Here is a 16,248-nt window from a genome sequence, read left to right on the forward strand (position 1 = left end):
CAGAAGCTCCCTCTCTCTCGGGGCAGGTATTACCGTAGTAACAAAGAATGCCCTTTCCCTCTCAGTCAACTATGGTGCGCAGATCGGTGAGAGCAAGTATGTTGCACAAAGTGTCAATGCAGGTGTAAGGATAGAGTTTTAGTCTCATACAAAAACCTTGCCCTTGCCATATAGAAACAAGTGAAAGATGCCGGCTTTGTTCAAAATCCTGGGCTCCCGGAGAAACACTATCTAAATAAAATCAGGAAAGTTCAGATAAAAATAACCATTGACATGCCTTGATATTTTTAAATATATTTAAATATTACAAAAAATAAATTGCATACAAAGGTCTTATGCATGGGATACGATACAACGGATTGCTTTTACAATGTAAACACTACATATGAATCTCCTTAAAAACAAGCAAACAAAATTTGTTGCAATAAGCTTCGAAGAAGGATTGGCGAAGATAGCCTATGTAATACTTCAAGAAGGTCATTTTGTTTTACAAAAGACAGTTGCACTTGAAAACTCTGAGTTTGATAATTTTCTCAAAACAACAAAGGAAAATGAATTCATTGTTGTTTCTACTTTTCAGATATTCTATCAGGCTGTACTGCCTCTCCCGCCCGCTCAGGATAAATACCTTCGTACACTTGCTGAAATTGAAGTGAGAAAAAACTATACCGAAGTTAAAGATTTTTCTTTTTTTTATGATGTACTCGGAGAAACACAGCATGAGGGGAAAAAGGTAAAAGATACATTTGTTTTTGCTGTGGATTATGAAGAATTACATAGCATTATAGAAAGATTCAACAAATACAATAAAACAATAGTTGCTCTGTATCCGAGTGTGCTTACCATGTCGACACTGTTTTCTTCCATTGATAGTTCTATTAATGAAATACTGCTCTGTGTTCTCGATACGGGCAATAATAAGACACTATTTCTCCTGAAAGGCGGCAAACCCTGTTTTGTCCGCGTTACTCAATCAGGCAGGCCGGGTATCGACGGGCCTGATATAGACAATATCAATATGACAATAAATTATTTTCGCCAGACACTCAGGCTCAGCCCTTCAAAGGTAATCCTTATAGGTACAACAGGACACAAATATGAATCAGTACCTGACCTTGTTGTACCGGCCATGGGGTTAGAATATCCTTCAAACGTCATAGATCAAACAGAAAGCATTGCGGAATGCATCATACCTCTATCGGCTGTCCTTTCTCATAAGGATATTCTGTGGGGCAACCTTCTCCCTCCGGCATATCAAACCCTGAAGACACAAAAAAACGTGCTCTTCTGGTCAACATTACTGCTTTTATTGTTTTCCTTCATTGGAGCAGGCTACATTGCATTAACGGTTTCTGAAATTCCGGATTTGAAAGCGAAAATTAATAGCACGAGGAAAGAGATTGCCGAAAAAGAACCTATTTTAAAAGAATATGGGAGCATAAATAGTGAATTGCAAAAAGTCATGCCACTTATAACCTATATGAATAAGACAAATACTTCACCTGATATGCAAAAAGTCCTTGCTACATTTAATTTTTTACCTATGCAAAATATCAGAATAAACTCTATTCAGATGAATACACAAGAAAGTACGCTGACAATCCGTCTTCAGGGTGCTGTTATGGCAAACAATTTTACCGATATGGATGCATATTATCGTAGATTGATCGATACAATAAAAAGCACCAAAAGTCTGGAGATAACAACACATGGTATAGATGTAAAAGAGATGAATTTTTCAATCGAGGTAAAATGGAAAACATAAAGGACCGGATTTTTGTACAGAAAGGGCTGAAACGCTACTTTCTCTTTTACATTGCTGCATTGATACTATTCTTAATTGTTTTGTCATCTGCAATACTTTTTAACAAATATGCCGCATCCCTTAATATAACATTGAGTAAGCTATATACGATTAAAATAAATCTTGTAAAGGTTAGGGATACCATAAAAGATATTCACAATTCTCTGTATGATATTGGGAAAATCATACCCCAGGGCATGTTGGGGACATCATCAACAAAATATATCTATATCGGGCTCGACACTTTAAAATCCCTTGTCGGAAAAGCGCAGGTAACGGTAGCAACCATCGAAGACAAGGGGGATGAGCTTCGTTTGCCTATAATAATTTCCGGCACTATCACCGATTATACAGTTTTTTTAAAAAGCATCGAGAACCTTCAATCTATGAAATTCCCCTTTTTTACAATAGGTAGCCTTGTAACAACAGGCGCGACCGGGGTTAAGGGTGAAATTGCATTCACTTATGAAATCCAGGGGATATTGAAAATGCCAAAGACCGGTTTTGATACAAGCATACAGGGAACCAAAAGGAACGGTAATTAAGAATTGAATGTCTATAAAAATTTGATTATACTACTATTATTGTCATTTGCTGCGATTTTTGCCTTTTATGAAGGCATACAGAGGGTAAAGTTCAAACCTTTTCTGTCTCTTAAAGAACAAGAGATCGTGGGTTTTTTCTATGAAAAAATCAAGATTGCTCAGAGAAAGTCGAACATGATAACCGGTTTGAAATTGCCTCTTGACAGCACTCAGGGGGCACAAAAGGGGTTCCCGGGCGTTGCGCTATCGGAAGTCCTCAATGAAACTGCAATTGAGAAGAAGAAAAATGTCTCTCTGATTCTCATCAGGGATGGGAAAAAAATGGCTATCATAAATAATCAGATAGTAAAAGAAGGTGATTTAATCGGCAACGACAAAGTGCTGAGGATAGAGGGCGATAAGGTCCTCATAAGAGAAGGAGGTGTGGATAGATGGCTTTCAATGGACCAGGAAGAAGGCAAAACATCTCAAAAAAATAAAGATGTTAGGAAACCACTCACGGTAGAAAAACAGAAAGCATCTGCAACTGATGAAAATATGGAAAAAACAATCAATACTGAAAACGACAAAAGATTAAAACAGATTGAGGATATGAAAAAATGGTTAAATGTCAAATAAGAGATAAAAAAATTATTTTAATTTTGTTATCCGTTTGTTTTTTGTCTTTTATAGCTTCCTGCGCATCCCAACCTCAAACAAAGATCGATATAAAAAGAGAAATTAAGATCCCGGAAGAATTTAAAGGAACCAAAGCTGAAGCACCTTCTCCCTTGAAAATACCGGATTTTATGCCTGCAACTGAAGATGTAACACCTTTAAAAACACGCATTGTAAATATTACAGCCAGAAACACCCCTCTAAGAGATGTCCTCCACGTGATTGCAGAAGCTGCAAGCCTTAATGTGGTAATGGAAAAAGGGGTTGATCCTGAAACCCCGGTAAACATTACATTGAAAAATGTAACTGCCGAACATGCGCTCAGAACAATTTTCGGTTCAGTTGACTTTTTTTATGTATTTAAAGAGAACATGCTCTACGTGAGGGCTACCGATACCCGCATATTTGAACTGGGTCATCCTGCCCTTGAGCAAAAATATTCTATCGATGTAGGCGGGGACATGCTCGCGGGAGCAACATCTTCAGCAAGCGGTGGTGGGTCTTCCGGAGGCGGAGGAACCGGAGTAAAAGGAAGTATAACACAGACCGTGAAAAGTGACGACACAGCTTTTAAATTCTGGGAGGCAATCGAAAAGTCCATCTCGACTATTCTTGGGACAAAAGAGTCGGCAACTTCTACGCAACAGACATTTTCCTTGAACAGGCTTGCAGGGTCTATAATCGTAACTGCTTCGAAAAAAGATCTCGACAGGGTTGAACAATATATCAACAATCTACGCATGATCATTGGCAGGCAGGTTTTAGTTGAAGCAAAGATTATTGAAGTTCAGCTTAACGACAATTTTAAGCTTGGCATTGACTGGAGCTATATAACCAGCGATGTTGACATAACCACAAAAAATTTTGCGTCAATAGTTCCTGCTACAGGTCCTTTGTTGAAAATTGCGGTAACAGATCATCGTTTTGCCCCTGTTCTTCAGGCTCTGCAGCAACAGGGAGAAGTAAGAATCCTTTCCAATCCGAGAATAAATATTATGAATGGTCAAACTGCCCTTTTGAGCGTGGGGAGGAATACCTCCTTTATTTCCAAGGTTGAAACTACTACCACAGGAGGAATAGCCCCTGTCACTACATATTCCGTGCAAACAAGCAGTATACTGTCAGGGATCCTTATCGGCATTGTCCCCTATATAAATGAACGCGGAGAGATTACTTTAACAGTTACCCCGATTATCTCCAAACTGCAGGATTTAAAGGAAAAAAGTGTCGGCACTTCGATACAGATATCCCTTCCTATTGTTGATCTCAAGGAGCTGAGCACCACGGTAAAGGTAATGAACGGCCAGACAATCATCATTGGCGGGCTGATCGAAAAGCAGGAGAGCGTGCAGGATGACCAGGTGCCTTTTCTTGGTAACATACCTTTGCTGGGATATTTTTTTAAAAGCAGGAACAAGCAGGACACTAAAAATGAGCTTGTAGTTTTACTCCAGCCCTTCCTGGTAGGAAAATGAGCAATGAATCAGCCTGTGCAAGCGGGCGGGATATTAAAGGCGAGACAAGAATATGCAATGAATTACCTCGTGATAAGTTTGTGGGGCAACCATTCCGAAGCAAACTTCGAGATATTAACCCACGGGGCAATAAAGGGGTACGGTATTTATGGCAATACTAAAGCTTGGCGATATACTTAAAGAAAAAGGTTTAATTAACGACAAACAGCTTGAAATAGCTTTGATTCATCAGAAAGTTACGGGCGACCTTCTCGGAGATGTACTTGTAAAGCTGGGGTTCATTTCGTCAAAGGAGAGGGCTCAAATACTTGCAGAACAATCGGGAATAGAGTTTTTTGATCTCAGTAAATTCTACGTGTCAGAGGACGCTTTGCGGATCATCCCGAAAGACATGGCAGAAAAGGCCGAATTTATTCCAATTGAAAATGAAGACGGCAGACTGAATATCGGTATAGCAAAACCGGGCAACATTCAAGCAATAGACACTGTATCGAGAATAACAAAAAACCAGCCCAGGGTATACCTTGTTGATAGAGAAGCCTATCATGAAGCCATGGATAGATCCTATTTCTTTCTGGAAAACCCGATCCAGGAGAGTATCGACAAGATTATTAAAAATGTCCAGACAACAGGGGTCATAGGCGGCAATGATGTCGTATTGCTAACCAACATTATCATTATGGATGGAATACGCAAGAATACCACCGATATCCATATTAATCCTGCTGATGATGTTGTACATATATTTTTCAGGATAGACGGCGTCTTGCAATATGCCCACTGTTTACCAAAGGCTGTGCATACAGGCATTGTATCAAGGATAAAGATACTGTCTCAACTTAACATTGCCGAGACAAGGTTGCCTCAGGATGGAGCCTTTACCTTTAATTTTTTAAACAGGGGATATGATATCCGCATATCCACAGTCCCGACTATCTATGGCGAAAACGTCGTCATGAGGATATTAACCGGTAAGGCATCTTTCCTCAGGCTCGAGAAACTGGGCTTCGATCCTGTCAATACAGACAAAGTGAGGAGGTTGTTTCAAAAACCATATGGAATAATATTGATTACAGGTCCAACGGGAAGCGGTAAAACGACAACACTCTATGCAGCCTTAAGAGAGGTAAATATACTCGAAAGAAATGTACTTACCGTTGAAGACCCTGTGGAATATAAGCTATGCTTTGTAAAACAGACACAGGTTAATGAAAAGGCAGGCTATGACTTTGCCCTTGCCGGGAGAAATTTTATGAGACAGGACCCGGATGTTGTCCTGCTCGGCGAAATCAGGGATGAAGAAACAGCAAAGATTGCGGTGCGGGCTTCCGTAACCGGACATCTTGTAATCAGCACGCTCCACACAAACGATGCGGTAACAGCAGTGCCGAGGCTCATCGATCTTGACGTGGACAGGTATATGCTTTCTGCATCGATCCTCGCTATTGTGGCGCAAAGGCTTGTACGAACAATATGCAGCTATTGTAAAACGGAATATAATTTAACCGAATATGAGATATCCATTCTAAAAGAATATGGAATTACCTCTACGACAGGCTTTAAGGGCAAAGGCTGCCCGAAATGCAATATGACAGGTTATTTAGGAAGAATAATTATCGGTGAGGTTCTTGCCGTTGATGATGAAATGAGGGAACTGATATACTCAGGCGCTTCTATCACGGCTATGAAAGAAAGTGCTAAGCGGAACGGAATGCGGTTACTGAAAGAAGATGCTATTATCAAGGCATCGCATGGCATTACAACCGTTGAAGAGGCGTTGAGGGTTGCCGGTTGATTAATATGGGTATGTTTAATTATAAAGGAATCGACATCAACGGTTCAATGATTAGCGGATATATAGAGGCAATTAACATTGACGATGCCAGGAATAATCTTATATCTAAGGGACTAAGCATACTTAGCATCAAAAAAACAATCAGTCTATTATCGGGATTTAACATTGGTTCTTTATCGGGTAGGGTCAAAAGGCGTGACATCATAGAGTTTGCAAGAAACACAGGTATGATACTGAAAGCCGGGATACCCATTCTTGACGCCCTTGAAGACGTAGGCCAGACAACAGAGAAAAAAGCCCTTAAAAGCGCAATGCAAGATATAAAAGAAAGGGTTATATCAGGCTCAACCTTATCGGATGCACTAAATGCCAATGCACGTATTTTCCCCGATATCCTCATAAGAATGGTAAAGATAGGGGAAGAAACAGGACGTGTTGAACGAAGCCTCATGGATATCGCAGAACACCTCCAAAGAATAGAGGATCTTGCTGAAACGGTAAAACGCGCACTAATGTATCCTATTTTTGTTCTTGTTACAACAGGCGGCGCCCTGCTGTTTTGGATTATCTATGTAATGCCGAAACTACTATCGGTTATAAAGGAAATGGGAGAAAAACTGCCATTGATAACGAGGATAATGCTTTTTATGAGTAATTTTGTTCAATCAAAATGGTATATCCTGCCTTTAATACCTATAGCTGTTATTGCAGGCATAAAACTGGTAAAACGGAAAGAAAACGGGCGATACTATCTCGATCTACTAATAATGAAACTACCCATCGTGAAGCTTTTTATATACAATAAGTATCTTGCTTCCTTCGCAGAGCAGATGAAAATTATGGTTGTTGCCGGTATAACAATTGACAGATCGCTTATCATTGTTTCAAATTCAGTAGGCTCTGAGGTGTTTAGAAGGGCAATCGTAAGTATAAAGGAAAAAATATCAACAGGCAGCAGGATATCCGATGCAATTAAAGAACATAGCATTTTTCCCAAGATGGTAGTGAGAATGATTGATGTAGGGGAATCGAGTGGCAATCTTGGCGATCAGTTTGCATTTCTTTCCAATTTCTACTTTAAAAAACTTGACGATGTATCTGAAAAACTGGGCAAAATGATAGAGCCGGTCATGATGACTATTGTTGGGATTATCTTTGCCTTTATGATTATGGCAATCCTGTTGCCTATTTACGATTTGGTATCAAAATTTAAATAGTTTCTTAATAATTATGGACTATCTATCATTTTTTAATCTCAACGAAGACCCTTTCAGGCTTACACCCGATCCTCACTTTTTTTATCCTTCACAAGAACATAATGATGTGCTCTTCTCTCTGGACTATGTGATAGAGCAAAAGGAAGGTTTTTCCCTTATAGTCGGCGAGCCCGGGACAGGCAAGACGACCATTTTAAGGGTTTTTATTGATAAATGGAAAGACAAGGCAGAGATAGCGCTGATAATGACGCCGCGGCTGACTCCTGAAGAATTTTTGCAGGCAGTGCTGGAAGATTTAAATGTTCATATAGGTACAAGCAATAAGAACGAAATGATTAAAGCATTCAGGGACATACTTATAGAACGCTCTTTGTCTGACCAAAGGGTCATCATAGTTGTTGATGAAGCGCAAAACCTCCCTTACGAGACCCTTGAGGAGTTGAGGCTTCTTTCAAACCTTGAGACAGAGAAGGAAAAACTGTTGCAAATTATGCTGGTAGGACAGCCGGAATTGAAAAAAAAGTTGTTATCAGAGAATCTAAAACAACTAAATCAAAGAATCGCAGTGAAGGCAACACTAAATCCTTTGAATAATGTAGAGACACAGGATTATATAAATTTCAGGCTTAGAAAAGCAGGAAAAGGCTCGGTGGTATTTGAAGATGATGCAATAAAATTGATATACAAACTCTCAAAGGGTATCCCCCGTTTGATAAACCTTCTGTCTTCAAGGTCATTAATGGCTGCCTATATAGAAGGAACAAACTTTATAAAAATGAATCACGTTGAATATGCCAAACAACACCTCTCTTATGGTGATACAGAGGAAAAGAAAAAAGTCAAATTTTTAAGATATGCCTTAATCAGCTCCATAATGGTTATTATAATATTTATTGTTTTCGGGGTTATACATGTAAATAGCCTCTTGACCTGGAAGCACAAAATGCCTGTAAAAGAGGCAATGCCTGCAAAAGAAACTGTTACCCCTGAAATTCTACAGAAAGCACCCATTAAAAAACCTGAAAAAACGATTATCACCGTTGTTGCCGATGCCAATTTGAGAGAAAGTCCTTCGGTAAATGCCGGCAGGGTTTCAGGGATACCAAAAGGAACGCTTCTTGAAGCAACTGAGGAGCATACGCTCGAAAGCGGAGAAAAATGGTATAAGGTTAAAATACAGGATGGCAATAATGGATGGATATCAGAAAGGGCAATTGCAAAAAGCACTGGTGTTGTTAAATAATATAACAATCATCTACTTTCCAGGGTTAACAATCTCTCCGACACAATTTTTTTTATTTTAGAATCAACATTATTAAGAGCCATGATTTCCCGATATACCTTTTTTGCATCATCCGGCCTGCTTGTACCCTCAGCAATCCTTGCAATGCCAAGATATCCTTGAATATCCTCCATTTGATAAAGCTTTGAATACATTTTATTCGCTTCATCATAATCTTTATTTTTTTCATAGAGGAGTGCGAGGTTTAAAAGTACATTGTTATTTGAAGGCTCCAGAGATCCTGCTTGTAAAAGATAGATTTTGCCTTCGCTCGTATTGCCGAGTTGGACAAATGATATGCCAATATTTACGAGGGAAGGTGCATAGTTTTTATTAATACTCAAGACATTCTTGGAATACTTTATTGCTTCTTCGTATAATCCCATATTTATCAAAAGGCTTGCGATGTTATTCATAATTACATAATTCCGCTGATCAATTTCAAGGGCTTTTTTATAATAATTAAGCGCATGATGATAATCCCTGCCTGCCTCATAATTTTTTGCTGTGTAAAGAAATCCATCCCTTTCTGCCTTTCGGAGTGCCGTTAATTCTTTGGATAGTTTAGTGGCATCGTCCTCAGACTTAGCTATAGTCCTTGAGGAGAGGTATTTCTTTTCACTTGAAAAACTGCCCTCACTTTCCTTTTGTCTGAGTGGGACAGGGTAAGCCTTTACCGTTTTTTGGGGAACAGTTGTTTCAGCCCTTCCCGTGTGACTTGCTTCAGGCTTTTCAACCTGTTTATCAATTATCTTATCTACTGATGTAAGATGCGGGTCAAGCTTGTTCAACTCGATTTTTTGTGGCTGCAAAGGATCTTGAATATTCGTCCTGGCCATCCTGGGCGCCAACGAAGGAACTGTAAGAACATTTATATAATAAACGACGCCTAACCCGATAAAAACCATTATCAACGCTAAGCTTCCCATAATGACAATCTGTTTTTTAACAACTCTTTTCTTTTTTGAATCGGATATTACCCTTTTAAGGGTGGGAGGAATTCCGCCTTCATGTTTTTGATATTTTACTTTTGAGAGGAGGTCGGCAAGAAGGCTCATATCTTCCGGGTCTATTCCTCGTATTTATCTTTTACCGAAAAAAGAAGGGCTGGTACAGGCGCTGGCGACATGCAACTTCCACGTTGTATCATCTGATATTTTTCTTTACTCTTCAATTTTTGAAATATTTTCCATGAATATTTGATCTTTTTTTGCGAATCAGTTGCATTATAACAACCAACGGCCTCCCAGTTAAAACCATACCGATCCACGCATTGTTTCAGAATATTTGCCCCGATCATGACGTTATAGCATGGATTCGAGACCAGCTCATCTTTGTTCAATTCAAGCATCTTGATCCAGAAGGAATTAATCTGCATGAGCCCCACATCAAAAGAACCATTTCGGTTTACATTGAAAGCTCCGGGATTCATATTTGATTCAATTCCGGCAATACTCTCAAGAAGTCGATAAGGAATACCATATTGTTTTCCGGCGTCTTCGAAGCAAAATGCATCAAGGAGCGAAGGCATCAATATTGCACATATAATTAATAATTTCATCAAGTTGACCAATTATAGTTAAATAGTGCTTTAAAAAGCAAGAAATATTATACATACTATGGAAATATATGGAAAATGTCCTTCTGGTCGAAGATGATATCCTGCTGCGAAACCAGATACGTTTTTCCCTTGAGTTAACCTTCAATATTTTTGAGGCCGGAGATGTTGAAGAAGCCCTGAGCATCCTTAAAAACAACAAGATTGAAGTGGTAATCCTGGACCTTGGTCTGCCGCCTTCTGAAAATACACCCTATGAGGGTATCAGACTTTTACGCTTCATTATCGATACATTTCCGGCAAAAGTTGTCATCCTGACAGGGCAGAAAACTGAAAATGCCGCCTTGGAGGCCATAAAATCAGGCGCCTTTGATTATATTATGAAGCCGGTTGATATGGATAAGATAGTTTTTTCAATTAAAAGGGCTTTACTCTTTAAAGATATTGAAGAGAAGATAGACAAAGAAGGCATTAAAAAAATCTCCTTTGATATTGAAGTCGGCAAAGGGCTGCAGCCTGCAAGAGAAGAAGCGGAAAGAAATATTGTCTTAAAGGTGTTAAAGGACACAAACTTTAACGTCTACCAATCTGCAAAAATCCTGGGGATTAAAAGAGAAAGCCTCTACTATTTCATTAAAAAATTTGGATTTAAACGAAGCAAATATGACGATTAAACTCCTGGACATAACATACCTGTTCTTCATCACTGCCGGTACAATCATTATTTGTATTCTTGTTTATCTGAGGTTTTTAACGAATAGGGCTTTTAAAACAGTTTTAATGCTTATTAATGAAAATAAAGAATGCGATTATGATTTACATCTATTTCTTGAAAAGACAGAAGGTCTGTTAAAAAATGCAAGAGTTGGGGATGTATTTTACAGGATTGTTTATCTCGGGAATTGTTTTGAAAAGAAAAAAGGCAACGATAAAAACGTCGTTCAGCAGAGCATCGAGCGAGCAGATTATGCTGTAAACATCAGCCTGATACCCAAATCCTCAGGAGGCGAAAATAGATATATCCACCTGATGATTCTTCAAACTATTATTTTATTGGCAGAAACGGATATTTTAATAAAAATAAAGGCTATTAACGAAACATTCTATAATTTTTCAAAACTACAGACATTCATCATACATGATGTTAAAAATATAGCCCAGTTCTCGCAGACATTGTCTTACAACTTAGAACACGCAGAAAATCCCGACAGAGAGTTAAAACTCATAGGCATTCTGAAAAAATCAGCATCTATTTTGTCTCTACGGGCCAACAGAATACTGGATATGCTGGAAATCGGCAAAGAAAGGGGGCATCCCGATAGTCATAAAAGCAATGTAAGCGTTAGAAGACTGATAGAAGCAGTAGCAAATCTTTACAAGTTTCCCTATGAGATTCAGGGAGATGCTTCAATATTTACGGAAGAATACAGGATCACATCCATCCTTGACAATATCCTGAAAAACATATACGAAAAAACATTACGTGAACACAATGTACAATCCTTCATTGATATTATCGAAACAGATGCTGATATTAAAATTATTATCCGTGATACAGGAAGCCATATCGAGCATATTGAAAGAATTTTTGAACCATTTTATACAACTAAAAAGGAAGGGTTGGGGATAGGACTCTTTCAAGCAAAGAACATAGCTCTGTCTATGGGGGGAGAAATTATCTCAAGGAATATTGAAAAAGGCGTTGAATTTGAGGTAACAATTCCCCGTAAAAGATAAATTCTCCAACTATTGTATATATGTAAAATCATTCTACATCTTGTGCAATAATCATTTTTCGTCGATAATATGAAAATAATTAAATGAATAACTGATTTGGGAGGGTGTATATGGAAATGTTCAGAAGATTAAAGGACCAGAAAGGTTTTACACTCGTTGAACTGGCAATTGTGCTTGTTATCATCGGTATCATGCTCGGGGCTGTGCTTAAAGGACAGGAAATGATTAACAGCGCAAAGAGTAAGAGATTATATAGTCAGCAAAGAGAGATCGCCGCGGCCATTTACACCTATTATGACAAATATGCCAAATATCCCGGAGACGACAACGGTACAGGTATCGGAACAAGATGGAATCCGGTCACCTATTACACAGCCGGCAACGGAAATGGACTGATAGACGGCGGAGCAACCGGAACCGATGCCGCTCCCGGCACCATGTTTACCTGCGCCGCAGCTACTGCATCGGAGACTTGCGGGATGTGGGATCACATGAGGCGGTCGAATATTCTCTCAGGTCCTCTTGATGGCACAAATCCTACAAACCCCTATGGCGGAACCGTAGGAGCGGCAAATGTCGCAGTCTCCACCTTAACCGTAAACTGGATCGGTTTTTCAAGAGTTCCCTCAAATATAGCACAACAGATAGACATCCAGTATGACGACGGCATAGCAACTACAGGTTCAATTCGCGCGCTTGCTGCATATACGGCAGGCTCGGAAGCGCCGATATTATTATTTTTCAAACTCTAATTCTGATTTAGATTATTGTTGATTTTTTTACGATAAGTACATAGGGAGGCACAAAACCTCCCTTTTTATTTTTTAACACAATGTTATATAATGGTAATATAATTAAATTATGCATTGTTTATACTTGGATAACAAAGGATGGGATAATACATGAAACCGGGTGCAAAAGGTTTTACCCTTATTGAGCTTGCAATCGTGATGGTTATAATGGGTATTCTTGTGAGTATTGGGGCAGGCATGATCGGCCCCTTAACAATACGGATGAAAACAACGGAGACAAAAGAAAATGTCAATGCTGCCTTAGAAGGCATCATAGGATATGCTGCAACCAACAACAGACTACCCACTCTCGCCCAGTTTCCAAATATAGTACGGACACAGAAAGATGCCTGGAATAATACGATACAGTACATTTTCGACAACAATCTTGCCACATCCATATGTGATAGAACAACAACGAACATAACACTGAGGGTATGCAATGATGCTGCCTGTACAACATCCAACACTGTAAATAATGTTGCATACATTATCCTCAGTGGCGGAAGCAATTTCAACAACCAAACCGCAGCAAACCAGGCTGTTGCGGCAGCAACAATGATCAACACCTATCTTACAGGCATAGCAGTTGATAACTATGCAGGCGATTTCACACGTGCCACAGACGAATACGATGATATCATAAAATGGGTAACATTGCCTGAGCTTCAGACAAAACTGTCATGCGGGCGATGCTCGGCCTATGAAATATGGAATAACTTAGGCGTTGGGGGTTATTTTCGCATTAACGGCATAGGATGCGGTCTTATTCCCAATAATACCCTTATATCGAGCATCGGTCCGGGAGGGAATATCAGCGGTTTTACCGATGCCTCATGCACGGCGCCTGCAGCAATAACGTCAATTACATACACACAGGCAACTGCAACAGACGCAAACAGAAATTGTGCTGTTAACTACAATAATACGGACAGATAGCCCATTATTAATTATAACGTTGCATAAAAATAGATTGTTTTGATATATTATGACGCAAGAGGGGAACATGAATGTTAAAGACATATTAAATGCAATGATTGAAAAAAATGCTTCCGATCTCCACCTTGTAGAAGGGAATCCACCTTCTTTTATCATTAACGGAAATTTAAGCTTCTACAACGACAAACCAATGACCAGAAACGATCTGAAATTATTTTTGGATGAGGTTGTAGAGGATGTTGATAGGAAACAAAAGTTTTTTAATGAAAAAGAGCTTGATTTTGCATATGAGCTTGAAGGTAAGGCAAGGTTTAGAGTCAACGCCTACTTCCAGAGAAATTCTGTAGCTTTTACCATAAGGATGATCCCTTTAAACATACCTACATTAGAGGCCCTGCATCTACCTGACATTTTAAAAGAATTCGCAAAAAAACGGAGCGGTCTGGTGCTGGTAATCGGCCCTGCCAAGAGCGGAAAATCGACAACAGTTGCTGCTATGGTAAATATAATCAATGAAGAGATGCCTACACACATCGTGACAATAGAAGATCCTATTGAGTATGTTTACAAACCGAATAAATGCGTCATTTCCCAAAGAGAGGTAAAAGAGGATACCCTTTCCTTTGCCGATGCCTTACGCCATATTTTAAGACAAAGCCCTGGAGTTATCGTTGTTGATGGCATAAAAGACAAAGAGTCCGTAAAAATGCTTCTCGAAGCAGCCGAAACAGGTCATCTCGTTTTCTTTACATTACGTACATGGAATGTGGTTCAAAGCATAAATAAGATTATTGATTATTTTACAGAAAGCGAGAAGAAGCAGGTGAGGATACAGATCTCTCATACCTTAAGGGGCGTTATTTCTCAAAGACTTATAAAAAGAACAGATAAACATGGTTTTGTATGCGCCTGCGAAGTCATGCCAATAAATCAAACGATACAGAATCTTATCAGGGAAGATAAGCTAAATCAGATATTTTCAGCAATGGAAGATTTAAGGAAAGAAGGTATGGTTACGTTAAACGATTGTTTTCTCGCATTATATAAAAAAGGTTTGGTTGATCTTCAGGAAATTCTTGAACACACACCCGGCAAACAGGGCTCTTTAGAAACATTTCTTTTACAATAAACCTGCACGCAGATTGGGAAAATCTGCTTAGTTTTGTTCCCTTCATCAGTAGAGGGTCTGTTTCCCAACTCTCCGGAAGATCTGCTTCTTCACAAGGTGCCCTTCCATGTTCGGATAGCAAGGAGACATCCGTCGTTGGAAATACTGCTTAATACAAGGCAGAGAATTATGAAACTATCGCCGTCAATAAAAGGAAGGGGGGGGAAGCACGAGGACATGGTAAACATAAGGGGTAGCAAAGGGAGACTTTCCCAAAAATAGGCTCTCAGAGAGATTACAGCATGTCTGGATAAAAAATTATGACCTGGCAGGTAACTTTATATTGTTTTTGAAAAAGATTCTGAATAAACCCCATTTCCGGGAGTTACCCGGATGGGGTCAATAAACAGTCAACGGATTTGGGCTTTTTGACATACTTGCTCAAATCAGCTATATTATCAAGCCGTATGGAATTTTTAAAATCAATAACGCCGAAAGCAGCTCTTGAGATCATTCATGCTTTTCCGTTGGCCCCTATGATGGAAGCAGTTGATATTGAGGATGCTCTTGACCTGGTTCTGGCAGAAGATATTGTTTCCAAAGAGGACATCCCTCCTTTTTCCAAATCACTCGTAGACGGATTTGCCGTTTTGGCAAAAGATACATACGGAGCCAAGGAAACATCTCCTCTGTTTCTAACAGTTAACGGCAGGGTAGATATCGGAAAAGAAACTGACATAGTTCTTGAAGAAGGACAATGTGCGGGTATAAGCACGGGGGCGATGATTCCTGTCGGCGCTGACGGCATCGTTATGGAAGAACATGTAAGACGGCTGCCTGATGCAGTTGAGGTTACAAAAACAATCCATAAAGGAGAGAATATCTGTTTCAGGGGAGAGGATATCACAAAAGGCGATATGGTTCTCAGAAAGGGGAAAAAGCTTTCTCCCTTTGATCTCGGCATCCTGTCAGCACTCGGCATTGCAAAAGTTCCTGTTTTTAAAAAACCTGAGACAGCAGTCATATCTTCAGGAGATGAGATTACAGCAATCGACGAAACACCCCCTCCCGGCAAAATAAGGGATATAAACAGGTATACCGTGTCAAGCTTGTTAAGGAAAGAAGGCTTTAACATTACATTTAAGGGCATTGCAAGAGACAGTATAAAGGAAATAACGGAAAAACTCCTGTCTGCACAAAAGTATGATATGATCCTGATTTCAGGAGGAAGTTCCAAGGGGGAACGGGATTATATTACAGATGTTATCGAAAAGCTCGGCGGCAGCATACTATTCCACGGGGTTAACATAAAACCAGGAAAACCTATCATATTCGGGAAG

At 39.4% G+C, this 16,248-nt stretch carries 15 protein-coding genes; 13 read left to right on the forward strand and 2 right to left on the reverse strand.

Going from position 1 to position 16,248, the window contains the following annotated elements; translation table 11 throughout:
- Positions 1 to 385 precede the first annotated feature (385 nt).
- The 7 genes from NT178_00245 (at position 386) to NT178_00275 (ending at position 8,736) form a co-directional block, all read left to right on the forward strand.
- Positions 386 to 1,765 (forward strand): hypothetical protein, encoded by a 1,380-nt coding sequence (locus NT178_00245; GenBank protein MCX5810967.1) that lies wholly within the window; start codon positions 386 to 388, stop codon positions 1,763 to 1,765.
- Positions 1,753 to 2,349, forward strand: coding sequence for a hypothetical protein (locus tag NT178_00250; protein ID MCX5810968.1), 597 nt, complete (start codon positions 1,753 to 1,755; stop codon positions 2,347 to 2,349). The genes NT178_00245 and NT178_00250 overlap by 13 nt, the downstream gene beginning before the upstream one ends.
- 39 nt (positions 2,350 to 2,388) lie before the next feature.
- Positions 2,389 to 2,967, forward strand: a complete 579-nt coding sequence (locus NT178_00255) for a hypothetical protein (GenBank protein MCX5810969.1) — start codon at positions 2,389 to 2,391, stop codon at positions 2,965 to 2,967.
- 41 nt (positions 2,968 to 3,008) lie between these two features.
- Positions 3,009 to 4,481, forward strand: a complete 1,473-nt coding sequence (gene mshL, locus NT178_00260; protein MCX5810970.1) for a pilus (MSHA type) biogenesis protein MshL — start codon at positions 3,009 to 3,011, stop codon at positions 4,479 to 4,481.
- A 148-nt stretch (positions 4,482 to 4,629) separates the two neighbouring features.
- A complete protein-coding gene (locus tag NT178_00265) occupies positions 4,630 to 6,276 on the forward strand; it encodes a GspE/PulE family protein (GenBank protein MCX5810971.1) in 1,647 nt (548 codons plus the stop codon).
- 5 nt (positions 6,277 to 6,281) lie between these two features.
- Positions 6,282 to 7,493 (forward strand): type II secretion system F family protein, encoded by a 1,212-nt coding sequence (locus tag NT178_00270; protein ID MCX5810972.1) that lies wholly within the window; start codon positions 6,282 to 6,284, stop codon positions 7,491 to 7,493.
- A gap of 13 nt (positions 7,494 to 7,506) precedes the next feature.
- Positions 7,507 to 8,736: an AAA family ATPase gene (locus NT178_00275; protein ID MCX5810973.1), complete on the forward strand. Its 1,230-nt coding sequence runs from the start codon at positions 7,507 to 7,509 to the stop codon at positions 8,734 to 8,736.
- Between the two features lie 8 nt (positions 8,737 to 8,744).
- On the opposite strand, the gene NT178_00280 is transcribed toward NT178_00275, so the two are convergent.
- Both NT178_00280 and NT178_00285 read right to left on the reverse strand, forming a co-directional pair.
- Positions 8,745 to 9,833: a tetratricopeptide repeat protein gene (locus NT178_00280; protein MCX5810974.1), complete on the reverse strand. Its 1,089-nt coding sequence runs from the start codon at positions 9,831 to 9,833 to the stop codon at positions 8,745 to 8,747.
- A gap of 11 nt (positions 9,834 to 9,844) precedes the next feature.
- Positions 9,845 to 10,336, reverse strand: coding sequence for a lytic transglycosylase domain-containing protein (locus NT178_00285; GenBank protein ID MCX5810975.1), 492 nt, complete (start codon positions 10,334 to 10,336; stop codon positions 9,845 to 9,847).
- Between the two features lie 68 nt (positions 10,337 to 10,404).
- Between NT178_00285 and NT178_00290 the strand changes: the two genes are divergently transcribed.
- From NT178_00290 to NT178_00315, 6 genes are all read left to right on the forward strand, one after another.
- Positions 10,405 to 11,007 carry a response regulator gene (locus NT178_00290; protein MCX5810976.1) on the forward strand — a complete coding sequence of 201 codons (603 nt, stop codon included), beginning with the start codon at positions 10,405 to 10,407 and terminating at the stop codon, positions 11,005 to 11,007.
- The gene (locus tag NT178_00295; protein ID MCX5810977.1) at positions 10,997 to 12,070 is read left to right on the forward strand and encodes a HAMP domain-containing sensor histidine kinase; all 1,074 of its coding nucleotides are present in this window, start codon (positions 10,997 to 10,999) and stop codon (positions 12,068 to 12,070) included. Before NT178_00290 ends, NT178_00295 begins: the two co-directional genes overlap by 11 nt.
- Positions 12,071 to 12,180: 110 nt before the next feature.
- Positions 12,181 to 12,822 carry a prepilin-type N-terminal cleavage/methylation domain-containing protein gene (locus NT178_00300; protein ID MCX5810978.1) on the forward strand — a complete coding sequence of 214 codons (642 nt, stop codon included), beginning with the start codon at positions 12,181 to 12,183 and terminating at the stop codon, positions 12,820 to 12,822.
- Between the two features lie 150 nt (positions 12,823 to 12,972).
- The gene (locus tag NT178_00305; protein MCX5810979.1) at positions 12,973 to 13,800 is read left to right on the forward strand and encodes a prepilin-type N-terminal cleavage/methylation domain-containing protein; all 828 of its coding nucleotides are present in this window, start codon (positions 12,973 to 12,975) and stop codon (positions 13,798 to 13,800) included.
- A 67-nt stretch (positions 13,801 to 13,867) separates the two neighbouring features.
- Entirely contained in the window at positions 13,868 to 14,929 is a 1,062-nt protein-coding gene (locus NT178_00310; protein ID MCX5810980.1) for a PilT/PilU family type 4a pilus ATPase, read from the forward strand.
- Between the two features lie 446 nt (positions 14,930 to 15,375).
- Positions 15,376 to 16,248, forward strand: an 873-nt coding sequence (locus tag NT178_00315; GenBank protein ID MCX5810981.1) for a molybdopterin molybdotransferase MoeA, incomplete at its 3' end; no start/stop codon positions are given.

The sequence above is a fragment of the Pseudomonadota bacterium genome (assembly GCA_026388255.1).
Taxonomy (GTDB): domain Bacteria; phylum Desulfobacterota; class Syntrophorhabdia; order Syntrophorhabdales; family Syntrophorhabdaceae; genus JAPLKB01.